22 protein-coding genes and 1 pseudogene are annotated in these 21,057 nt (G+C 69.6%); 10 read left to right on the top strand and 13 right to left on the bottom strand.

Going from position 1 to position 21,057, the window contains the following annotated elements; translation table 11 throughout:
- The first annotated feature begins 12 nt into the window (after positions 1-12).
- Genes ACLD7X_RS06050 through ACLD7X_RS06060 form a run of 3 tightly spaced genes read left to right on the top strand, consistent with a single transcriptional unit; the run spans position 13 to position 2,977 of the window.
- On the top strand, positions 13-273 hold the full coding sequence (locus ACLD7X_RS06050) for a hypothetical protein (protein WP_412007251.1): 261 nt from the start codon (positions 13-15) through the stop codon (positions 271-273).
- A complete protein-coding gene (locus ACLD7X_RS06055; RefSeq protein ID WP_411422606.1) occupies positions 270-1,586 on the top strand; it encodes a CofH family radical SAM protein in 1,317 nt (438 codons plus the stop codon). The genes ACLD7X_RS06050 and ACLD7X_RS06055 overlap by 4 nt, the downstream gene beginning before the upstream one ends.
- Positions 1,583-2,977, top strand: coding sequence for a hypothetical protein (locus ACLD7X_RS06060; RefSeq protein WP_411422607.1), 1,395 nt, complete (start codon positions 1,583-1,585; stop codon positions 2,975-2,977). The genes ACLD7X_RS06055 and ACLD7X_RS06060 overlap by 4 nt, the downstream gene beginning before the upstream one ends.
- Here ACLD7X_RS06060 and psb29 read toward each other — a convergent pair.
- Positions 2,901-3,641, bottom strand: coding sequence for a photosystem II biogenesis protein Psp29 (psb29, locus tag ACLD7X_RS06065; RefSeq protein WP_411422608.1), 741 nt, complete (start codon positions 3,639-3,641; stop codon positions 2,901-2,903). The two genes, ACLD7X_RS06060 and psb29, sit on opposite strands and share 77 nt — an antisense overlap.
- A gap of 75 nt (positions 3,642-3,716) precedes the next feature.
- Between psb29 and clpP the strand changes: the two genes are divergently transcribed.
- Entirely contained in the window at positions 3,717-4,307 is a 591-nt protein-coding gene (gene clpP / locus ACLD7X_RS06070) for an ATP-dependent Clp endopeptidase proteolytic subunit ClpP (RefSeq protein WP_411422609.1), read from the top strand.
- A gap of 186 nt (positions 4,308-4,493) precedes the next feature.
- Here clpP and ftsH read toward each other — a convergent pair whose 3' ends face one another.
- The 4 genes from ftsH to pyk form a co-directional block, all read right to left on the bottom strand.
- On the bottom strand, positions 4,494-6,428 hold the full coding sequence (gene ftsH, locus ACLD7X_RS06075) for an ATP-dependent zinc metalloprotease FtsH (RefSeq protein ID WP_411422610.1): 1,935 nt from the start codon (positions 6,426-6,428) through the stop codon (positions 4,494-4,496).
- A gap of 61 nt (positions 6,429-6,489) precedes the next feature.
- Positions 6,490-6,789, bottom strand: a complete 300-nt coding sequence (locus tag ACLD7X_RS06080; RefSeq protein ID WP_412007253.1) for a DUF1830 domain-containing protein — start codon at positions 6,787-6,789, stop codon at positions 6,490-6,492.
- Positions 6,790-6,959: 170 nt separating this feature from the next.
- The gene (locus tag ACLD7X_RS06085) at positions 6,960-8,189 is read right to left on the bottom strand and encodes an ABC transporter permease (protein ID WP_411422612.1); all 1,230 of its coding nucleotides are present in this window, start codon (positions 8,187-8,189) and stop codon (positions 6,960-6,962) included.
- Positions 8,190-8,207: 18 nt separating this feature from the next.
- On the bottom strand, positions 8,208-9,992 hold the full coding sequence (pyk, locus tag ACLD7X_RS06090; protein ID WP_411422613.1) for a pyruvate kinase: 1,785 nt from the start codon (positions 9,990-9,992) through the stop codon (positions 8,208-8,210).
- Positions 9,993-10,048: 56 nt separating this feature from the next.
- Here pyk and ACLD7X_RS06095 point away from each other — a divergent pair, with 56 nt between their 5' ends.
- Both ACLD7X_RS06095 and ACLD7X_RS06100 read left to right on the top strand, forming a co-directional pair.
- Positions 10,049-10,378 carry a nucleoside triphosphate pyrophosphohydrolase family protein gene (locus ACLD7X_RS06095; protein ID WP_411422614.1) on the top strand — a complete coding sequence of 110 codons (330 nt, stop codon included), beginning with the start codon at positions 10,049-10,051 and terminating at the stop codon, positions 10,376-10,378.
- A gap of 81 nt (positions 10,379-10,459) precedes the next feature.
- Positions 10,460-10,972 carry a hypothetical protein gene (locus ACLD7X_RS06100; protein WP_411422615.1) on the top strand — a complete coding sequence of 171 codons (513 nt, stop codon included), beginning with the start codon at positions 10,460-10,462 and terminating at the stop codon, positions 10,970-10,972.
- Here the strand turns inward: ACLD7X_RS06100 and ACLD7X_RS06105 are convergent.
- The 3 genes and pseudogenes from ACLD7X_RS06105 to ilvA all read right to left on the bottom strand — a co-directional run.
- Complete coding sequence (locus tag ACLD7X_RS06105; protein ID WP_411422616.1) at positions 10,966-11,253, bottom strand: YggT family protein; 288 nt, start codon at positions 11,251-11,253, stop codon at positions 10,966-10,968. The two genes, ACLD7X_RS06100 and ACLD7X_RS06105, sit on opposite strands and share 7 nt — an antisense overlap.
- Before the next feature lie 24 nt (positions 11,254-11,277).
- Positions 11,278-11,856, bottom strand: a complete 579-nt coding sequence (gene scpB / locus ACLD7X_RS06110; protein ID WP_411422617.1) for an SMC-Scp complex subunit ScpB — start codon at positions 11,854-11,856, stop codon at positions 11,278-11,280.
- Between the two features lie 99 nt (positions 11,857-11,955).
- Positions 11,956-13,542, bottom strand: a pseudogene (gene ilvA / locus ACLD7X_RS06115) (threonine ammonia-lyase, biosynthetic); the annotation flags it as partial.
- A gap of 71 nt (positions 13,543-13,613) precedes the next feature.
- Between ilvA and dxs the strand changes: the two are divergent.
- Entirely contained in the window at positions 13,614-15,536 is a 1,923-nt protein-coding gene (dxs, locus tag ACLD7X_RS06120; RefSeq protein ID WP_411422619.1) for a 1-deoxy-D-xylulose-5-phosphate synthase, read from the top strand.
- A gap of 23 nt (positions 15,537-15,559) precedes the next feature.
- Positions 15,560-16,753: an NAD(P)/FAD-dependent oxidoreductase gene (locus tag ACLD7X_RS06125; protein ID WP_411422631.1), complete on the top strand. Its 1,194-nt coding sequence runs from the start codon at positions 15,560-15,562 to the stop codon at positions 16,751-16,753.
- Between the two features lie 36 nt (positions 16,754-16,789).
- On the opposite strand, the gene psaK is transcribed toward ACLD7X_RS06125, so the two are convergent.
- Genes psaK through ACLD7X_RS06140 form a run of 3 tightly spaced genes read right to left on the bottom strand, consistent with a single transcriptional unit; the run spans position 16,790 to position 17,773 of the window.
- Positions 16,790-17,047: a photosystem I reaction center subunit PsaK gene (gene psaK / locus ACLD7X_RS06130; protein ID WP_411422620.1), complete on the bottom strand. Its 258-nt coding sequence runs from the start codon at positions 17,045-17,047 to the stop codon at positions 16,790-16,792.
- A 55-nt stretch (positions 17,048-17,102) separates the two neighbouring features.
- Complete coding sequence (locus ACLD7X_RS06135) at positions 17,103-17,462, bottom strand: DUF3593 domain-containing protein (RefSeq protein ID WP_411422621.1); 360 nt, start codon at positions 17,460-17,462, stop codon at positions 17,103-17,105.
- Positions 17,459-17,773: a DUF2499 domain-containing protein gene (locus ACLD7X_RS06140; RefSeq protein WP_411422622.1), complete on the bottom strand. Its 315-nt coding sequence runs from the start codon at positions 17,771-17,773 to the stop codon at positions 17,459-17,461. The genes ACLD7X_RS06135 and ACLD7X_RS06140 overlap by 4 nt, the downstream gene beginning before the upstream one ends.
- Before the next feature lie 48 nt (positions 17,774-17,821).
- On the opposite strand from ACLD7X_RS06140, the gene ACLD7X_RS06145 reads away from it, so the two are divergent.
- Both ACLD7X_RS06145 and csaB read left to right on the top strand, forming a co-directional pair.
- Positions 17,822-18,391 carry a rhomboid family intramembrane serine protease gene (locus ACLD7X_RS06145; RefSeq protein WP_412007255.1) on the top strand — a complete coding sequence of 190 codons (570 nt, stop codon included), beginning with the start codon at positions 17,822-17,824 and terminating at the stop codon, positions 18,389-18,391.
- A gap of 2 nt (positions 18,392-18,393) precedes the next feature.
- Positions 18,394-19,461 carry a polysaccharide pyruvyl transferase CsaB gene (gene csaB, locus ACLD7X_RS06150; protein ID WP_411422624.1) on the top strand — a complete coding sequence of 356 codons (1,068 nt, stop codon included), beginning with the start codon at positions 18,394-18,396 and terminating at the stop codon, positions 19,459-19,461.
- Positions 19,462-19,489: 28 nt separating this feature from the next.
- On the opposite strand, the gene ACLD7X_RS06155 is transcribed toward csaB, so the two are convergent.
- A complete protein-coding gene (locus ACLD7X_RS06155) occupies positions 19,490-19,801 on the bottom strand; it encodes a hypothetical protein (protein ID WP_411422625.1) in 312 nt (103 codons plus the stop codon).
- Between the two features lie 55 nt (positions 19,802-19,856).
- The coding region (locus ACLD7X_RS06160; protein ID WP_411422626.1) for a YadA-like family protein at positions 19,857-21,057 on the bottom strand (1,201 nt) is incomplete at its 5' end.

Genomic DNA, 21,057 nt, shown 5'->3' on the forward strand with positions numbered 1-21,057 from the left:
TAGTCCTCGCCGGTGCCTGATCTGCCCTTCAGCAGCACCCAGCTCCTGGCTGGCGTCGCCTCTGTTCTGCTGCTGTTCGTCAGCGCCGGAGTCGTGTACCTCTCCGTCGTCGACTGGCGGGACCGGCGCCGCCGCCGTGCCGCTGAGGCGCCGGGTGGTGGATCGGGCAAGCCAGCCGCGCGCAAGCGCTCCGCCCGCCAGGCAGGCGCCCCCAGCCCTCCCGGCATCGGTGCCGGACTTTCCCCGTCTCGTCGCCGGTCCCCCCGTCCGTGACCCCCCTCAGGGCGTCCGCGCCCTCCCCTGAGTCCCTGGCTGCCTGGGCCTGGGAGGAGTCCGCCGGGCTGCTGGTCCACCCAGCGCTCCCCGTGACGGAGCAGCCGGACCCACCTGAGCTGGAGGACCTCTCCGCCCTGCCTGGCGACGCCCTGCTGGAGGCCCTGGCCCAGGCCCATCGGCAGGAGGGCCCATCCCCCGAGCGCGACCATGCGGCGGCTGTGACCCTGCGGTTGCGGCGGCTGGCCCTGGAGGTGCTGCGTCGTGCCTGGAGCGGCCCGGAGCGGGAGCTGATCCGCCAGCGGGCCGACGCCCTGCGCCGCGAGCTCGCCGGCGAGGTGGTGACCTATGTGGTCAACCGCAATCTCAACGTCTCCAACCACTGCGTCAAGCACTGCGCGTTCTGTGCTTTTCGGCGCGATGCCGGGGAGGCTGGGGCCTACTGGTTGGGCGTGGAGGAGCTGGAGCAACGGGCGGTCGAGGCCCAGCGGGCCGGAGCCACGGAGCTCTGCCTGCAGGGCGGTCTCAACCCGGCCGCCCGGATCGGGGGCAGCCAGCTGGCCTACGCGGCGGCCCTGCTGGAGCGGCTCCGCCGGGCCGCCCCCGGCATCCACCTGCATGCCTTCTCTCCCCAGGAACTGCTCTTCTTCGCCCAGCAGGATGGCCTGCCGCTGGACGCCGTGCTGGAGCGCCTGATCGCCGCCGGCCTGGGATCGGTGCCCGGAACGGCTGCCGAGGTGCTCAGCGAGCCCGTGCGGCGCGTGATCTGTCCGGAGAAGCTGTCGGCGCGGGAATGGGTGACGGTGATGCTGCAGGTCCAGCAGAGCGGCCTGGCCGCCACCAGCACGTTGATGGCCGGCCACATCGAGGCTCCGGCCGACCGGATGGCCCATCTCCTCACCCTGGTGGCCCTGCAGCGCAGGGCCCAGGCGCAGGGCCTGGCGGGTTTCACCGAATTCGTCCTGCTGCCCTTCGTCGGGGAGGCGGCGCCGGCCCCCCTGCGAGCCCGGGTCGGCAGGGATCAACCGGACCTCGCGGCGATGCTCCTGCTCACGGCCCAGGCGCGGCTGATCCTCGGCCCCTGGATCCCGAGGCACCAGCCCAGCTGGGTCAAGCTGACCCTGGCCGGCGCCCAGGAGGCCCTGCGCTGGGGCTGCAACGACCTGGGCGGCACGCTGATGGAAGAGCACATCACGACCATGGCCGGCGCCCGGGGGGGCACGGCCCAGTCCCCCGCCAGCCTGGGCCGGGCTGCCCGCCACCTCGACCGGCCGGCGCAGCAGCGCACCACGCTCTACGAGCCCGTGCCATGACCCGCCGCTTCTCCCTGCCTCGACTGCCGCTGCGGGTCACCGCCCTGACCACCGGCCTGCTGCTGATCGTGCCGGCGGTGGCCCTGCTGCGGCTCCCCCGCCCGCGGGCGGAGGGCCTGGCCAGGCTGCTGGCCCAGGCCGCTCTGCTCCAGAGTTTTCCCGCCGCGTCCCAGCGGCCGGTGCCGCAGCTGTGGCGGGAGCGCCTGGGTGAGGGGCCGTCCGAGCAGCTGTGGCGCCAGCAGCAGCGGGTGTGGTGGCAGTTCTGGGGACGCCATGGCGACGGTGGGGCCTACCTGGCGCTCCCCATGCCCCGTCCGATGCGGATGGGCACCATGGCGATGCCCCCCCACAGCCTCCGCGTCGATGACCTGGTGGTGGTGGCGGCCGATCCCCTCTCCCACCGGCTCCTCGCTGACCAGTTGAAGCAGCTGCCGCGGCAGCGGCGGGGCCTGGAGCAGCGCTGCCTGACCCGGCTGGAGCGGGAACAGGCCGCCTTCTGGAATCCCACGGCCTTCGGGGCGATGGGCGGCCCCGTGGCTCCCCTGCTGCAGAGCTTTCAGGAGGGCTGCGTCTCCCTGCGGCTGATCGGCGACAGCCTCGAGCTCGAGGGTGAGGCCGCTCCCACCACCGGCCTGCTCGCCCCGCCGCCACCCGCCGCCAGCGGCTCACTTCCCGGGCCGCTGGGCCGGGGCCTGCTGCTCGAACTGCAGGGCCGCTCGCTCGAACTTCTCCTCCAGGGACTGCTCAGTCGCCAGCTGATCCGCGATCCCCTGGCTTCCCGCTATGGCATCGGCCGCACTGAACTGGCCCTGCTGCGCCGCACCCCCTTTGTGCTGCGGCTGCGCCCGCTGGATTCGGGTCCGTTTCAGGCGGGCCTGGAACTCCAGCTGGCCCCGGGTGCGGACCGCCCGGACTGGGCCCGGTTGCTGAGCCGGCTGCGGCAGGCCCTGATCGAGCAGGGGTTCAACGAGGGCCCGGCCCCCGGGCAGGCGGCACCGCCACCCGGCAGCACCCAGGCGCTGCCCACCAGCACCTGGAGCCGCGAGGAGGCCGGCGTGGTGGGGGGGTGGCGCTGGACCAGCGTGCCCGGCCGTGACCCCGAGCTTCTGCTGTTTCTGGGCCCTGTGCCGCCCGTGCCGGACGCTGTCGGCTCCGCCGGGGCGCCCGCCAGGGCAACGTCGCTGCTGCAGCTGAGGCTGCGGCCCCAGGCCTTGACAGCCCTGGGACTGCTTCCCGACGCCTTGCCCCGCCCGCTGCTTCAGGCCGACCAGCTGACGGTTCTGGCCGAGCGAAGCAGGGCGGGGGGGGCGATGATCAGCCGGCTGAAGGGGCGTCTGCAGCTGGGGACGGGCTCTCCCCCGCCGGCTCCGCCAGCGCCTCCGCCGCGTTGACGGGGTTCTGCTGCCGCTCCCGCTTGCGGCGTTCCGCCGCGACGGTTTCCTGCATCAGCTCCACGGCCTGGGCGAGCTTTTCCAGGTTGGACACATAGAGGGTGAGGTCCTTGTCGACCCGCTCGCGCAGCAGTCCCATCGCAGCGCCCAGGTCATGGGCATAGCCGCGCAGGGTGGCCGGATCCATGGCATCGGCGCCCTGGGCCTTCTCCAGCAGGCTGAGCAGCCCGACCGCCATCAGCCGGGAGTAGTGGAAGTCCGGCCGACGAATGCTGGACAGGGCCGAGGCCAGGGGTTCGGGGGCCCCTTCGCCCTCGCGCTCGATCCACTGCTTCACCTCCTCCAGCGGGTGGGAGCCCATCGCGGCCAGGGCGGTTTCGGCCTGGCCGCGCAACTCCCCGGCGTCGAAGCCGGAGGCGCCGCAGAGGGCGGCGAGCAGGGCCGGCTTGTGCTCGTCGGGACGGTAGCCCCGGGCGAAGCCATCGAAGACCTGAATCAGGCCGCAGGCGAAGAGGGGGTTGCTCTGGAAGCCGCGTTGTCGGCTGAGAAGGTGGAGTTCCACCAGCAGTTCATCCACCATCCGCCGGTAGAGGGGCGCGATGACATGGGGGAAGGCGCTGTGGAAGGCGCGTTTGCTGTCGGAGACGGTGAGGGCGGCGCTCACGCTGCTCGTTCCTGGGATCCCGCGACCCTAGCCGCCCGGGCTCAGTAGGATCGCCCCAGTTGCGCCACCAGCCCCATGATCCCGATCGTGATTGAGGAGTCGGGCCGGGGAGAACGGGCATTCGACATCTATTCCCGCCTGCTGCGGGAACGGATCGTCTTTCTTGGCGAGCCCGTCACGGCGGAGTCGGCGAACCGGATCGTGGCCCAGTTGCTGTTCCTCGAGGCCGAGGATCCGGAGAAGGACATCTTCCTCTACATCAACTCGCCGGGGGGCTCCGTGTACGACGGCCTCGGCATCTTCGACACCATGCAGCACATCAAGCCCGATGTGCAGACCGTCTGCCTGGGCCTGGCGGCGTCGATGGGGGCCTTTCTGCTCTGTGCCGGCACCCGCGGCAAGCGCAGCAGCCTCACCCATTCGCGGATCATGATTCACCAGCCGCTCGGCGGTGCCCGCGGCCAGGCCAGCGACATCCGCATCCAGGCCGATGAGATTCTCTACCTGAAGAAGAAGCTCAACAACGAACTCGCGGAGCGCACCGGCCAACCCCTGCCCCGGATTGAGGAGGACACCGATCGGGATTTCTTCATGTCCCCTGCCGAAGCCGTGGCCTATGGCCTGATCGACAAGGTGATCGAGAAGCGCCCGGTCCACGCGGTCTGAACCACCGCCCGCGCATCGCATCCACAGGCAGCACCTCGCGCACCCCGTCCATCCCACGAAGGCCCTGCCCGGATCACCGGACAGGGCCTGTTTTTGTGATGGGCTGAGGCGGTGTGAAGGCCCCAGTTGTGGGGACTGGGGACATCCCCTGGGGCGTCAGGCCGTTGGACTTCAGACTGTTGGGCTTCAGACCGTGGGGAAGGCGGCTTCCGTGAGCAACGGGGAGAAGCGTTCCTTCTGGGGAATGGTGGTGAATTCGCTCACCAGCGCCCTGAACTCCTCGCCATCGAGGCTCTCCTTGTCGATCAGCAGCTCGACGACCCGATCCATGCAGGCACGGTGCTCCGCCACCAGCTTGACAGTGTCGGTGTAACACTGCTGCACGATCTGACGCACCGCGTCGTCGATGCGGCTGGCCATCCGATCGGAGGCATCGCTGCGGGTCATCAGGTCGCGGCCGAGAAACACCTCCTGGTTGCCCGCCTCCAGGGAGAACTGGCCCAGGTCGCTCATGCCGAAGCGGGTGACCATCTGGCGAGCGATCGAGGCCACCTGCTGGATGTCGCCGCCGGCGCCGGTGGTGACCTCGGCATGGCCGAAGACCACTTCCTCGGCCGCACGGCCGCCGAGGGCTCCCATGATCCGGGCGCGCAACTGGGCCTTGCTGACCAGCATCTGCTCCTCATCCGGCGAGAACCAGGTGAGGCCCTGGGCCTGGCCCCGGGGAATCAGGGTCACTTTCTGCACGGGGTCGTGGGCCTTGACCAGGGTGCCCACCAGGGCGTGGCCAACCTCGTGGTAGGCGATCAGCCGCTTGCTGCGTCCATCGGTGAGCGGTTTGCCCTCCATGCCGGCGATCACCCGGTCCACGGCGTCATCGATCTCCGCCAGCGACGTCGCCTCCTTGCGGCGCCGGGCGGTGAGGATGGCGGCCTCGTTGAGCAGGTTGGCGAGATCGGCGCCGGAAAAGCCCGGGGTGCGCCTGGCGATCATCTCGAGGCTCACGTCGTCAGCGAGCTTCTTGTTGCGTGAGTGCACCTTGAGGATCGAGAGGCGACCCTTGATGTCCGGCACGTCCACCTGCACCTGACGGTCGAAACGACCGGGTCGCAGCAGGGCCGAATCGAGCACGTCGGCCCGGTTGGTGGCCGCGATGATGATGATGCCGCTGTTGCCCTCGAAGCCGTCCATCTCGGTGAGCAGCTGATTGAGGGTCTGCTCCCGCTCGTCGTTGCCGCCGCCGACGCCGGCACCGCGCTGGCGGCCCACGGCGTCGATCTCGTCGATGAAGATCAGGCAGGGGCTGTTCTCCTTGGCGCGCTTGAACAGGTCACGCACCCGACTGGCGCCGACCCCCACGAACATCTCCACGAACTCCGAACCGGAGAGCGAGAAGAACGGCACACCGGCTTCCCCGGCGATCGCCTTGGCCAGCAGGGTCTTGCCGGTTCCAGGGGGGCCGACCAGCAGCACCCCCTTGGGGATGCGGGCGCCGACCGAGGTGAAGCGCTCCGGGGTCTTGAGGAAGGTCACCACTTCCTCGAGATCCTGCTTGGCCTCCTCGACCCCGGCGACATCATCGAACTTCACACCGGTTTCCGCTTCCATGGCGAAGCGGGCCTTGGTCTTGCCGAACTGCATCGCCTGGCCGGGCCCCCCGGGCATGCCGTTGGAGCGGCGGGCCAGGAAGATCAGCGAGCCGATCAGCAGCAGGGGGAAGAGCAGGTTGCCCAGGATGCCCAGCGCCGGCGGTGCCTGCTTGGGAGGGTGGATGTCAAAGCTGATGCCCTCGTCCTTGAGCCTGTTCACCAGCTCGGGAGCCAGGCCGGGAAGATCGACCCGCAGCCGCTGCACCCGGTTGTCCAGTTCGGGATCCACCGCCTCGATCACGGCACTGCGACCGCCATCGAAGATGTCCACGGCGGTGACACGGCCGGCATCGACGTAGTCGAGGAAGCGGCCGTAGCTCATGCGGGCCACGGCCGCATTGCGGGGCGCGGCTGTCGGGCCGCTGGGGCCGAGACGGTTGAGCCCGCCACTGCTGAGGATCTGCCAGCCGAGGAAGACCACCACCGCCAGCGGCAGGAGCCAGAGAACGATCAGACGCCAGCGCTGGTTCATAGCTGAGACACTTTCTTAACAAGTGTAACGGCGGACACCGGGGGTTGCCCCCGGCCCAGCTTCAGACAGCGCGGGCCCAGGAGTCCACCAGTTCGCCCTCGCCATCGCCGATCAACAGCTCGAGCGGACTGGGAACCGGCGTGCCGCTCACCACCAGGTCGGCGACGGCGACGGTCTCCAGCAGTTCAGGGCCTCCCAGCCCATGGGTCCAGATCTTCAGCTCCGATTGGGGGGGGCAGGCGAAGCTGAGCAGTTCGAACGGAAACACGACACGTTCCATGAAGAACTCCTCAGGGCCGATGCAGCGCGCGATCACCATCCGATCGCTGCTGTTCCGGTAGCCGCATTCCAGCCAGTTCAAGGTTGGTCCCAATGTCCTTACCGAACCATGAAGCCATCAAGTGTGTGAGCTTTTGGTGACGGTGGTCACGATTTCGACGGCTTAAGGCTTTTTTCGGGATTTCCGGTGTCCGTGGGGGCCTGCTCGGCCCGCCCCTCCTGCGTTGAGCCCCTCCTGCGTTGAGCCCCGCTTCAGAGGCTGCGCAGGGCGACGATCGGGTCGAGCCGGGCGGCCCGGCGGGCGGGCACGACGCCGAAGAACAGGCCGATCGAACCGGACAGCCCCACCGTGACCAGGACCGTGCCGGCCCCGATCGCCGCCGGCAGGGGGGTGAGCAGCGCCACCAGGCTCACGGTGCCGATCCCCACCACGGTGCCGATGGCTCCGCCCAGGCTCGCCAGCACCAGGGATTCCACCAGGAACTGGAGCAGCACGTCGCCGCTGCGGGCTCCGAGGGCCTTGCGCAGACCGATCTCGGCGGTGCGCTCGCTCACCGACACCAGCATGATGTTCATGATGCCGATGCCGCCCACCAGCAGCGACACCGCACCGATGGCGGCGAGCATCAGGGTGAGGCCACCGGTGATCGTGCTCACGATCGTGAGGGCATCCTGCTGGGAGCGCACGGCGAAGTCGTCCTCCCGCAGGATGCGGTGCCGCTGACGCAGCAGGTTGGTGATCTGGAAGGCGGCCGCCCCGGTGCTCTCGCCATCGCGGGCCTCCACGCTGATGAAGTTGAGGCTCACGCCATAGGTGGGGTCGCGGCCTGAGAGCTTGCTCACCATCGCGGTGAGGGGCACGTAGGCGTTTTCGTCCTGGTTCTGGCCGAACACCGCCCCCTTGGCCTCCAGAACGCCGATCACCTCGAAGGGCTGGTTGCGGATGCGCAGGGTCTGGCCGACGCTGACGCGACCCGGGAACATCTTCTTGGCCAGATCGGGACCGATCACGGCCACGCTGCGGGCCGAATCCAGATCGGAGGCCGTGAAGAAGCGCCCCCCGGCCATCTCGAACTGCCGCACCGGCAGGAAATCCGGCGTGACCCCATTCACCGAGGCCGTGCTGGAGAGCCCCCCGGCCTGCACCACTTCACTCAGGGTGACCTGGGGCACCACCCGTCTGACCGAGGGAACCTGCTCGGCGATCGCCTCGGCGTCCTCGAGCACCAGGGTCTTGGGGAAGTCGATGCCCTGCCGGCGGGTGTCGTTGTTGCCCGGCACCACGAACAGCACATTGGCGCCGAGGTTGCTGAGCTGACCCTCGGCGAGGTTCTGGGCGCCCTTGCCGACCCCGACCAGGGTGATCACGGAGGCGTTGCCGATCACGATGCCCAGCATCGTGAGCAGGCTGCGCAGCCGGTTGGCCTGCAGGGTCGACAGGGCCATCCCCACGGTTTCGCGCAGGGGCAGCTTGGAGGCCATGGGTGCGGGGTCGCCTGCCTAGACGATGGCGCCCGTGGGGTCGGCGTTGTGGCTGCGGGCCCCCCGATGCACCAGGCCGTGGTGCAGGTCGAGGGTCACGATCTCACCGGCCCGCAGGCTGGCGATGGCATCGGTGACACCCACGATCGCCGGTATGCCGGTGCGCTGGGCGATCACGGCGGCATGGCTGTCAGCACCGCCGACCTCGGCGATCACGGCCTTGGCCTTGCGGAAGGCCTCCACGTACTCCGCGCTGGTTTCGTGCACCACCAGGATTTCGCCGGTCTGAATGGCGGCGGCATCCTCCGGCCGCTCCACCAGCCGCACCCGCCCGCTGACCGAGCCGTTGCCGATGCCGAGTCCCTGGACCAGCACCGCCGTGACGATCCCCACCTTGATGAAATCGGTGGAGCCGCTGACCCCGGCCAGGGTGCCGGCCGTCTGCACGACCAGGTCGCCGTCCTGGAGGAAGCCCCGCTCCCGGGCCATGCCCATCGCCAGGCTGAAGGTGCTGGTCGTGGAGCTCTGCTCCGGCACCAGCAGGGGGTTCACACCCCAGACCAACTGCAGCTGGCGGGCCACCTGCTTTTCGCTGGTGATCGCCAGGATCGGGGTGCTGGGGCGGAACTTGCTGACGTTGCGGGCCGTGGCGCCACTCTTGGTGAGCGGCAGGATCGCCGCGGCGTTGAGGTTGCGGGCGATGGTGCTCACCGCCTGGCAGATCGCGTTGGGGATGGTGGTGGCCAGGCGGCAGTCGATCACCCGCATCGGGTAGTCGCGCTCGATGCGCTGGGCGATGGTGGCCATGGTGGCCACCGCTTCGACCGGGTAATCCCCCACGGCACTCTCGTTCGAGAGCATCACGGCGTCGGTGCCATCGAGGATCGCGTTGGCCACGTCGCTCACCTCGGCCCGGGTGGGCCGGGGGCAGCTCACCATCGAATCCAGCATCTGGGTGGCGGTGATCACCGGGATGCCGAGGCTGTTGGCCTTGCGGATCAGCTCCTTCTGCAGCAGCGGCACTTCCTCGGCCGGCATCTCCACGCCGAGATCACCGCGGGCGACCATCACCCCGTCGCAGAGCAGCAGGATGTCGTCGATCTGGTCGATCGCCTCGAACTTCTCGATCTTCGCCACCACCGGGGTGTCGTGACCCTGGCTGGCGATCAGCTCCTTGATCTCCTGCAGGTCGGACGGATTGCGCACGAAGCTGAGCGCCACCCAGTCGACGCCATGCTGCAGGCCGAAGGCCAGATCGGTGCGGTCCTTGTCGGTGAGGGCGCGGATCGAGAGCTGCACGTCCGGAAAATTGACGCCCTTGTTGTTGCTCAGAACTCCGCCGACGGTGACGCTGCAGTGGAGGGTCTGCTTGGCCACATCCACGACGTCGACGCGCATTTCCACCCGGCCGTCATCGAGCAGGATGCGGCTGCCGGCGAGCACCTCGTCGGCCAGCTTGTCGTAGGTGACGGTGGCGATCGTCTGGTCGCAGGCGACATCGCGGGAGGTGAGGCTGAAACGCGAGCCCTTGGCCAGGGTGATCGGCCCATCGGCAAACCGACCCAGCCGGATTTTCGGTCCCTGGAGATCCTGCAGGATGCCCACGTGGACGTCGAGTTCATTGGAAACCTGACGGATCGTGGCGATGCGGGCGGCGTGCTCGCTGTGGTCGCCGTGGGAGAAGTTGAGACGGAACGTGGTGGCCCCGGCGTGAATCAGTTCCTTGAGCCGCTCGGGTGATTCGGTGGCGGGCCCGATCGTGGCGACGATCTTGGTGCGACGCGTGAGATCGGGCTGGGGCATCGCGGTGCCGAAGGTGCGCCGAAACTACCATTGGCCCCCTCGCAGAGCTGCCACCGATGGACTTCCGCTCCTACCAGCAGCGCTCCCGTGAGACAGCCGTGTATCCCGATGCCGGCAGCAATCCCATCTATCCCACCCTGGGCCTCTGCGGCGAGTCGGGCGAGGTGGCCGACAAGGTGAAGAAGGTGCTGCGCGATCGCGGCGGCGTGTTCACCGATGAGGTGGTGCAGGCCCTGCGGCTGGAGCTGGGCGATGTGCTCTGGTACGTGGCCCAGCTGGCCACCGAGCTGGATCTGGATCTGGCGGACATCGCCGCCGCCAACCTGGAGAAGCTGGCCAGCCGGGCGGCGCGCCAGGTGATCGGCGGCGACGGCGACAACCGCTAGGGGCATCTTCCGTTAGGCGCGTCTTCCGTTCCCGCATGGGAGGCTGAAACGGCTGGGCCTTCCTTCGCTGGCGCGTCTCCCATGGACAACAACAGAGTGGTCTCGAGAGCTTCAGCGCTGGCCCTGCTGCGTCGAGCCGCCTGCATGGTGTTGCTGAGCCTGCTGGTGCTGCTGGTGCCGCCCCCCGCGCTGGCGGCCGATCTGCAGGTGCGCGATGTGACGCTGGAGCCCTGCCCGGCGGATGACATCGCGGCCCAGCCGGAGCTGCGGCGGCCGGCCGGGGCCAGTTGCTACGCCCTGAGGGGCACGGTGGTGAACGAGGGCCGCAAGGCGGTGGTCGACACCGACGTGTTTGCCCTGATCGTCGATTCCAGCGGCGAACCGGTGCTCCAGAACCGCACGCGGGTGGGCAGTATCGGTGATGTGCCGCCGGGAACCTCGAGCTTTGCGCTGCGCCTGGCCGTTCCGTCCGGGACGCCGGAGCCGATCCGGTTCCGCAATGTCAAGGCCCGGGGCTTCAGCGCTCCGGTGCGCAGCCGGGCCGGCGTGGACGACGAGCTCCTGCCCCTCGAGCAGGCGCTGGCGGATCAGTAGCTGGCGGCCAGCATGCTGACGCTGGCCGTGCCCAGGAGCTGCTGCCCGAGGCTCAGGGCCAGAAACGCCAGGATGGCGGACAGATCCAGGCCCCCGATCGGGGGAATCAGACCCCGGAAGGCATTGAGGTAGGGGTCGGTGATCGAACTCACGGTGCCGAGCACCGGATTGCTCCAGTCGAGGTTCGGGAACCAGCTCAGCAGCACCCGCACCAGCAGGATCAGCGAGTAGATCGAGAGGGTGCGGCTGAGCACGCTCAGCACCAGGGCGATGGCTTCCATGGAAACGGGAAGGATGCGCTGACTCTATGCAGCCTGGCGGGGCCGGGGCTGGAGTTCGTCCGCCCGCACGGCAAAGGTGCGGTGGAATTTCTCGCTCAGGGTGAGCCAGTGGGAGCGGCCCTCACTCTGGCGCCGGCGTTCGATGAAGTTCTGAGCCAGCAGCTCCTTGATGTGCTCGTAGGCCCCTGAGCCCCGCAGCTCCACCAGGTCGGACTGCAGGATCCGCTTCTTCAGGGCAATGGTGGCCAGGGTGCGCAGGGCGGCGGTGGAGAGGTCGACGGGCAGCAGGTTCTGGACCAGATCGCCGAGGCTCTCGCGCAGCTGGAGCCCGTAGCGCTGCCCCTCCTGGCGGATTTCCAGGGCCGTGTCCCGGTGGGCATAGTCGGCCATCAGGGTGATCAGACCCAGCTCCGCCTCCTCCCGCGTGGTGCCGGCGATCTCGGCCAGCTCCCCGAGGCTGAGGGGCCGGCCCTTGAGGTAGAGGATCGCTTCGAGGCGTGCCGGCAGCGACAGGCCGACGCCGCTGCAATGGGCGGTGTTCCCTGGGCCGCCAGTCTCTGGGGCGCCACTGTCCGGGGAGCTGATCACGGGGGCGCTGGTCATGGCGATGCCGCGCTCAGAGCCCGCAAGGTACCGCAACTAGGCCAGGGCGGGCAGGGGGTCCGCACCGACGGCGGCCCCTTCGACGCCAGGGGGCATGGCACCGAGAAACAGCTGGTAGGCGGGGTTCGCGCTCTCATCCACATAGTGGTAGTGGAGGCCGTCGAGGAAGTCCTGCCAGGCGGCCATCTCCGCTTCCGGCACCTGCACGCCCACCACGATCCGTCCCACATCGGCGCCGTGGTTGCGGTAGTGAAAGATGCTGATGTTCCAGTTGGGATGGAGGCTGGTGAGGAACCGCATCAGCGCCCCGGGCCGCTCCGGAAACTCGAAGCGGTAGAGCAGCTCCTGCACCCCGGGGGTCAGCGCGGCCGCCGGCAGCCGACCGCCCACCATGTGGCGCAGGTGCAGCTTGGCCAGCTCGTCGTTGGAGAGATCCAGGCAGGCGAAGCCGGCGCCGCGCAGGTCGTGGATCAGGTCCTGCTCGTCGCGGCTGCCGCTGGTCTGCACCCCCACGAAGATGTGGGCCCGGCTGGGGTCGGCCAGGCGGTAGCTGAACTCGGTGAGGTTGCGGGTGCCCAGCAGGGTGCAGAACTCCCGCAGGCTGCCGGGCCGTTCGGGGATCTCCACCGCCAGCATGGCCTCGCGGTCCTCGCCGATCTCCGTGCGCTCGGCCACGAAGCGCAGCCGATCGAAGTTCATGTTGGCGCCGCAGGCCACCGCCACCAGGGTCCGGCCCTGCAGGCCGCGCTCGGCCACGTCCGCCTTCATCCCCGCCACCGCCAGAGCACCGGCGGGCTCCAGGATCGAGCGGGTGTCTTCGAACACGTCCTTGATCGCGGCGCAGATGGCGTCGGTGTCCACGGTCACCATGCGATCCACCAGCCGCTGGGCCAGGGCAAAGGTGTGGATGCCCACCTGGCGCACGGCCACGCCGTCGGCGAAGAGCCCCACCTGCTCCAGCCGCACCAGCTCACCCTTGGCCAGCGACTGGGCCATGGCGTCGGCATCCACCGGCTCCACCCCCACGATCTGCACCTGGGGCCACACGCTCTTGACGAAGGCGGCCACCCCGGCGATCAGGCCGCCGCCGCCCACGGCCAGATAGATCGCATCCGGCGGCGCCGAGCACTGGCGCAGGATCTCCATGCCGATCGTGCCCTGGCCGGCGATCACGTCGGGATCGTCGAAGGGATGGATGAAGGTGAGGCCGCGCTCCCCGGCGAGGCGGGTGGCCTCGGCACAGGCGTCGTCGTAGTTGTCGCCATGCAGCACCACCTCGGCGCCGCGGGCCGCCACGGCCCTGACCTTCATCTCCGGGGTGGTGACGGGCATCACGATCACCGCCCGGCAGCCGAGCTTCTGGGCGCCCAGGGCCACCCCCTGGGCATGGTTGCCGGCGCTGGCGGCGATCACGCCCCGCTCCAGTTCGGCGGGGGAGAGGCCGGCCATCTTGTTGTAGGCGCCGCGCAGCTTGAAGCTGAACACCGGCTGCAGATCCTCCCGCTTGAGCAGCACGCGGTTGCCCAGCCGCGCCGAGAGGTTGGGCGCGGGATCGAGGGGGGATTCGATCGCCACGTCATACACCCGGGCCCGCAGGATCCGCTGCAGGTAGGCGGAGGGTTCCGTGCCCTCCCCCGCCTCGGCAGGGTTCCGGCGGGCGGCGGGGTTCCAGGACGGCTGGCTCATCCATCCAGTGTCGCAATCCACACGGGTGGGCCAGGGGAACCCCCTAGATTGACCCCAACTCCAGGGTCGTGATGCATCTCAGCGAGCTGAGCCACCCCAACCAGTTGCACGGCCTCAGCACCGCCGAACTGGAAGCGATCGGCCGGCAGATCCGCGAGCGCCATCTGGAGGTGGTGAGCACCAGCGGCGGCCACCTCGGCCCCGGCCTGGGGGTGGTGGAACTCACCCTGGCCCTGTACCAGACCCTCGATCTCGACCACGACAAGGTCGTCTGGGACGTGGGCCACCAGGCCTATCCCCACAAGCTGATCACCGGCCGCTACAAGGATTTCCACAGCCTTCGCCAGCAGGGCGGCGTGGCCGGCTACCTCAAGCGGAGTGAGAGCCGTTTCGACCATTTCGGTGCCGGCCATGCCAGCACCTCCATCTCCTCGGCCCTGGGCATGGCCCTGGCCCGCGATCGGCTGGGCCAGAGCTTCAAGTGCGTGGCGGTGATCGGCGATGGCGCCCTCACCGGCGGCATGGCGCTCGAGGCCATCAACCATGCCGGCCACCTGCCCCGCACCAACCTGCTGGTGGTGCTGAACGACAACGACATGTCGATCAGTCCGCCGGTGGGGGCCCTCTCCACCCACCTGAACCGCATGCGGCACAGCAAGCCGGTGCAGTTCCTGACCGACAACGCCGAGGAGGCGATCAAGCATCTGCCGTTCATGCACGGCGAACTCCCCCCCGAGCTGAAGAACCTCAAGGAATCGATGCGGCGCCTGGCGGTGCCGAAGGTGGGAGCGGTGTTCGAGGAGCTCGGCTTCACCTACATGGGCCCGATCGACGGGCACGACATCGCCGAGATGGTGCGCACCTTCGAGCAGGCGCACCGCACCGAGGGGCCCGTGCTGGTGCACGTCGCCACCACCAAGGGCAAGGGGTACGCCTACGCCGAGGAGGACCAGGTGGGCTACCACGCCCAGAGCGCCTTCGATCTCACCACCGGCAAGGCCTATCCCTCCAGCAAGCCCAAGCCGCCCGGCTACAGCAAGGTGTTCGGGCAGACCCTGGTCAAGATCTGCGAACTCGACCCCCGGGTCGTGGGCATCACCGCCGCCATGGCGACCGGTACGGGCCTCGACCTGCTCGAGAAGGCCCTGCCGGCCCAGTATTTCGATGTGGGCATCGCCGAGCAGCACGCCGTGACCATGGCCGCCGGGATGGCCTGCGAGGGGCTGCGGCCGGTCTGCGCCATCTACAGCACCTTCCTGCAGCGGGCCTACGACCAGCTGATCCACGACGTGGGTATCCAGAAGCTGCCGGTCACGTTCGTGATGGACCGCGCCGGCATCGTCGGGGCCGATGGCCCCACCCACCAGGGCCAGTACGACATCAGCTACCTCCGCTGCGTGCCCAACTTCACCGTGATGGCGCCCAAGGACGAGGGGGAGCTGCAGCGCATGCTGATCACCGCGATCCACCACGACGGCCCCTGCGCCCTGCGCATTCCGCGCGGCGAGGGCGAGGGGGTGCCGCTGGCCGAAGAGGGGTTCGAACCGCTCGAGATCGGACGCGGTGAGCTGCTCACCGACGGCGATAACCTGCTGATCGTGGCCTACGGCGCCATGGTGCATCCGGCCCTGGCCACCGCCGGTCTGCTCCAGGAGCACGGCGTGCGGGCGGCGGTGATCAACGCCCGCTTCCTGCGTCCCCTGGACGAGGCCCTGATCCTGCCCATGGCCCGCCGCATCGGACGGGTGGTGACGATGGAAGAGGGTTGCCTGGCCGGCGGCTTCGGAGCGGCGGTCTGCGAATCGCTCAACGACCATGAGGTGCTGGTGCCCGTGCTGCGGATCGGCATTCCCGATGTGCTGGTGGACCATGCTTCGCCGGACCAGAGCAAGCGGGCCCTCGGCCTCACCCCCACCCAGATGGCGGAGCGGATCCTGGAGCGCTTCGGGGCCGTGCTCACCAAGGCCACCCCGGTCAAGCCCCTGGCGGTCTGAGCCATCCCCAGCGCTGCGAGGTTCTGATCGTCGGCGCCGGTCCAGGCGGTGGTCGCCTGGCCGCTGAGCTGGCCGCCTCGGGGGTGCAGGTGCTGCTGGTGGAGCGGCTGCAGCGCCTGACGGATGCAGCCTTCAGCAGTGCCGCCCTGCCGCTCTCGGCGGTGAAGCGCTTCGGGATCCCGGCCAGCGTGGTCGCGGCCAGCTGGCGTGGCTGGCATCTGGTGGGGCCGGACGGATCGCCGCGGGAGTGGATGGCGCCACAACCCCTCGGTGCGGTGCTGGATTTCGGTGCCCTGCGCCGCTGGCTGGCCGCTGCGGCCGAGGCCGGCGGGGGCCGTCTGCTGCTGGGCAGCACGGCCCTGGCCTGTGAGCCTGCCGGAGCGGCTGGCCTGCGCACCTGGCTGCGCGGCGGCGATGGCAGCGTCACGCCGGTGGAGAGTTCCTGGGTGGTGGATGCCAGCGGGGAGCGCCGGGTGCTGCTGGGGGAGCCCGCTGCAGCGAGCGATCCCCTGGTGGTGGGGCGCGGGGTGGAGTGGTTGCTGGAGGTCGGGCCCGGGCCCTGGCGCGCCTGGGCCGATCGGCTGGGATTCTTTCTGGGCAGCGGCTGGGTCCAGCAGGGCTATGGCTGGGTGTTTCCGATGGCCCGCGGCCAGCTCAAGGTGGGGGTGTGCCGGTTGGAGCCTCCGGAGGGCAGCTCACCCTCTCTGGGGGCCGATCTGCGCCAGCTGCTGACGCGCACCGGCCTGGAGGACGCCGCCGTGCTCGACCGGCACGGCGGCCGGATCCGCAGCACGATCACCCGGCGGGAGGCGCACGGTCGGGGCAGGCTGGTGGGCCTGGGGGATGCGGTGAGCACGGCCAACCTGCTGGGTGGTGAGGGCATCCGTCACGCCCTGCTCAGCGCGGATCTGCTGGCACCGTTGCTGATCCAGGCCGTTCGTCAGGAGCGCCGCGGGCGGCCGGCGGATGCCTCCACCCTGCTGCGGCGCTACCGCCGCCGGCTGCGACGGCAACTGGGCTGGCGCTGGAACCTGAGTGGCCGGCTGGCCCGGCGCACCTGGCTGGGCCTTGCCGACGCTGAGGGGGACCGGCGCCTGGAACGGCTCCTCAGCACCCTCGAGGGGTGCAGGGCCGAGGATCTCTCCGCCCTGCTGTTCGAGTACCGCTTCGAGCGCTACGGCCTCAAGGCCCTGCCGTATCTGCTCGGCCGGCGTTGATCGGCTGGGGCCTCAACGGGCAACTCAACCGGCGCCTCAGACGACGCCGCGGGAGGCCAGGCCCAGGATGGTGCCGATGCCGAGGATGTGGCCGAGGCTGAGGGTGCCGAGCATGGCCCCATGGCTCATGCCACCGAACATGGCGGAGTTGGGGAGCTGCAGACCCACATTGGGCTGCTTGATGGTGGCCTTGCCGATCGCGATGGCGATCACGTTGCAGACGATCATCACGAGCGCCACCTTCGGCGACCAGGTGATGGTGGCGGGGGCCACAGCCAGAAGCGGAGCGAACATGGATCACAAGCCGACGCCCCATCTTCCGGGCGAGGGCAGCGCCTGCCGCCACCGCTTAAGACTTGTTCATGCCAGCAGCGTCGCTCCCGGCGCTGCCCTCGGCTGATTCGCCGGGGCGGGAGCCTCCCATGAAGCCGATGGCCACCAGCAGGTTCGCGAGGGTGAGAAACGCTTCCGCCCCGCCGTGCAGCGGATCGACATCCGCCAGCTGTCGCCCGAACGACACTTCCGCCACGATGGCGGCGCCGATCGTGACCGCCACGAAGACCAGGGTGAGCTGAAATCCCCGCAGCGCCAGCCGCGGGAAGGCCTCCACCTGGCGGGCCCACCAGAGGAAGGCGAGGTAGGGCACCAGGGAGAGCACGAACAGGGGGGCAGGATCCACCGATCCGAGCCGCTCGAGCAGGCCTGTCATCGGGGTGCGCGCAGGCTGAGGCGCTGCAGCCGCAGCAGGTTCCAGGCGGCGATCGCCAGGGTGACGTTCCCCACCAGGGTGCTCGCGGCCTGGAACACCACCAGCCCCTTGAGCTCGGGGGGGTTGTCGAACAGGTGCCAGGTGCAGGCGGCCATGGCGCTCACCAGGGCGGGGAGCATCGCCAGGCTGAGCCAGCGCCAGCCGGGTTCACCCCGCTGCAGCCCGAAGCGCTGAACGGCGGCGATGGCGGCGACCCACTCCAGCACCGAGGCGATGTGGATCCACCAGGTCGGCAGGGACAGGGCATGCATGGGCAGACTCTGGCATCGCGTTCCTCCCTCCGCGAGGGTTCTGCCCCGATGGGCCTCTGCACCCGTCTGCTGCTGCCGCTGCTGATCCTGGCGGTGGCCTGGACGCAGGAACTGGTGGACCAGCTCCTGTTCGGCGGCCGCTGGAACCTGCCGCTGGTGCCGGGCGGACCGGCCTGGGGCATCCTCACGGCGCCGTTCAGCCATGGTGGCTTCGCCCACCTGGTCAGCAATTCCCTCTGGTTCCTGCCGCTCTCCTGGCTGGTGCTGACGCGGGGCCTGCGCCCCTACCTGCGCGTGTGGGCCGCCGTGCTGGTGTGTTCCCTGCCGGTGTGGCTGCTCTGGCACAACGCCAGCCATGGCCTCTCGGGGGTCGTGTACGGCCTGCTGGGCTATCTGATGGCGGTGGGCCTGGTGGAGCGCCGCCCCTGGCCGATCCTGCTTTCGGTGTTCTGCATCGCGACCTATGGCGGACTGCTGCCCGCGCTGGTGCCGCTGCTGAGCCCGGCCGGGGTGAGCTGGATCGGCCACGCCTCGGGCTTTGGCGCCGGGGTGCTGGCGGCCTGGTTCGGCGCGCCGGTGCCCCGGCGTGAGCAGGTTTCCGGCAGCCCGCGGTGGTAGGCATGGCCCCCACCGCTGCGCTTCGCCCCGTGCCCCTGTGTCACCGCCCGCTGCTGGTGGGCTACTACGGCGAGCACAACCTCGGGGACGACGCCCTGCTGGAGGTGCTGCTGGCCAGCCTGCCGGCGCGGTGCCGGCCCACCGTCACCGCGCGGGATCAGGCCCTGCTGCAACGCCGCTATGGCGTGGCCTGCGTCGACCGCACCAGCCTGGGGGCGGTGCTGGCGGCGGTGGGCCCCAGTGACGCCGTGATCTTCGGCGGCGGCAGCCTCTTCCAGGACAGCACCAGCCTGCTCAGCCTCGTGTACTACGCGGCTCTGGTGGTGGTGGCCCGGGCGCAGGGGAAGCCAGTGCTGCTCTGGGGCCAGGGCCTGGGCCCGCTGCGCCGTGGGGCCAGCCGCTGGCTGATGCGGGGGGTGCTGCCGCTCGTGAGCGCCATGAGCTGGCGGGATGCCGCCTCGGCGGCCCTGGCCCGGCGCCTGGGGGCGCGAGGTGAGCCCCTGGTGGGTGGCGATCCGGTGTGGCGTGTCGAGCCTGAGGAGTGGCGGGGCCACGGCGGCCCGATCGTGCTCTGCTTCCGCCCCACCGCGCAGCTGGGCGTGGAGGGCTGGCGCCCCTGGTTGCAGGCCCTGGAGCAGCTGGTGCCGGAGCGGGAGCTGCTCTGGCTGCCGTTCCATGCCCATCAGGACCGGGGCCTGCTGGCGGCGCTGCGCTCCCAGGGGCTGATCGGCGCTGCCCTGGCGGCACGCAGCCGGGAGGTGGTCGTGCAGCGACCCCGCGACGCGATGCGGCTCTGTGCCGGCAGTGGGCTCGTGCTGGCCATGCGCCTGCATGGCCTGATCCTGGCCGCCGCCGCCGGAGCCCCCGTGGCCGCGCTGAGCTACGACCCCAAGGTGGAGGCCGCCGCCGCCGCTCTCGGCTGCCCCTGCACGCCGCTGGACCAGCCGGCCCCGACCGACCTCACCACCCGGTGGCGCGCCTGCCTGGACCGGCCAGCCGATCCGGCCGTGCTGCGGCGCCTGCGCGACTCGACCGCGGTGCACGATCGGGTGCTGGCCAGGCTGGGCTGACGCCCCGGCTCGGGGATGGCTGGGCGGCTCAGCTTCGCGCGGCGCAGGCCTGGCGTTCCGGCGACATCATCAGATCCACCAGGGCGGCACCACGGCCCCCGAGCTGGTTGGCCTGGGCTGCGATAGCACCCAGGGTCTGGCCGTTGTAGCGGGCCAGGTAGGAGTTGACGAAGCAATTGCAGTAGTTCCGCTGGTTCCGCACACCAGGAGTGCGACCGGCCTGGCAACCCCGCAGGAAGTCGGTGCGGAACTGCTCGCGCAACTGGGCATCGCTGGGACGCGTCTGCGCCAGGGCAGGGGTGGCGAACAGCAGCAGGGCAAGCAGGAGGGTTCGTTTCATCGGAAGAGTCGGGGGGATCAGACGGTGCGCAGAGGTCTTTTCGACGGGTTCGCCTCTAGCGCGAAGCGTTGGTGTCTTGGTCGACCACGGGGTTGACCACCGGGGTGATGTTCCCGCCACCCGGCGTCAGGGCCCGGATCTGGATCATCATCTCGTTGAACCGGGCCTGCTGAGCGGCGAGCTGGCGCTGCAGGGCCTGGATCAAGCCGTTCTGGCGCTGATCTTCACTGTCGCTGCGACGCTTCTCGGCTTCCAGTTCCTCGATCCGCTTCTGCAGTAAGGCAACAAGCTCTGCATTCTTGCCACCACCGGCCTGGGATGTGAGAGCCACCAACTGTTGCTTGAGAGCCTCGATTTCCTTCTCGCGCTCTGAAATTTCGCTCTTCATCGCGATGAGATCCTTCTGAATCTCCTGCGAGGTGGTGGAATCCGTCTCCTCGCTGCCCTCTGCGCCCTCCTCACTCTGAGGCTCAGCCGATTTGTCGATCCTGCCCAGGGGGAAGGAGAACCCGAGCCTTCCGCCCACCGAGGGGGTGGATCCATAGCCGTAATCGACCGATGGGGCATAGGAGAGGGCACCGTTGAGGTACAGGCGCTCGGCCACCCGCACGGCACAGCCCGCGGCGAGGGCGTACCGGGAGCCGAAGCCGCCGGCGCCGAAGCCACAGCGCACCGGCTCGTCCTTCTGGAGTGTCACCTCCGGCACGGCCGAGAAGGCTGCCGCCATGGCCCCGGTCGTTTCCACGGCCTTGCCCAGCTGGTACACCGAATCTTCGAGGCGAGGCACGGTTCGGGTGATGGTGGTCTCCACCTGGGGAACGGTGACCCTGGAGGTACCCGTGTTGCCGCTTCCATCGATCGTGAGCAGCCGTCGCTGACCCGACTGATAACGGTCAACGGCGAAGTTGTCGTTGTTGGCAAGACCCTTGAGTGTCACGGGCCCCGTGGTTGAAAGGGCGCCCTTGATTGACACGTCGTTGTTGAAGGTGGAAGGTCCATCCACCGTCAGCGGACCGCCAATTCTGGCGGGGCCGGTCACGTTGAGGTTGTCGATTCTCGCGCCGCCCTGAACGGTGAGGCCATTGGAGATGGTGGCTCCACCCTGGAGGTTGGTGCGACCCGTGACGTTGAGGTTGTCGACTTTGGCGCCGCCCTGAACGGTGAGGCCATTGGAGATGGTGGCTCCACCCTGGAGGTTGGTGCGACCCGTGACGTTGAGGTTGTCGACTTTGGCGCCGCCCTGAACGGTGAGGCCA

It is taken from the genome of Aphanothece microscopica RSMan92 (assembly GCF_046613545.2).
GTDB lineage: Bacteria > Cyanobacteriota > Cyanobacteriia > PCC-6307 > Cyanobiaceae > NIES-981.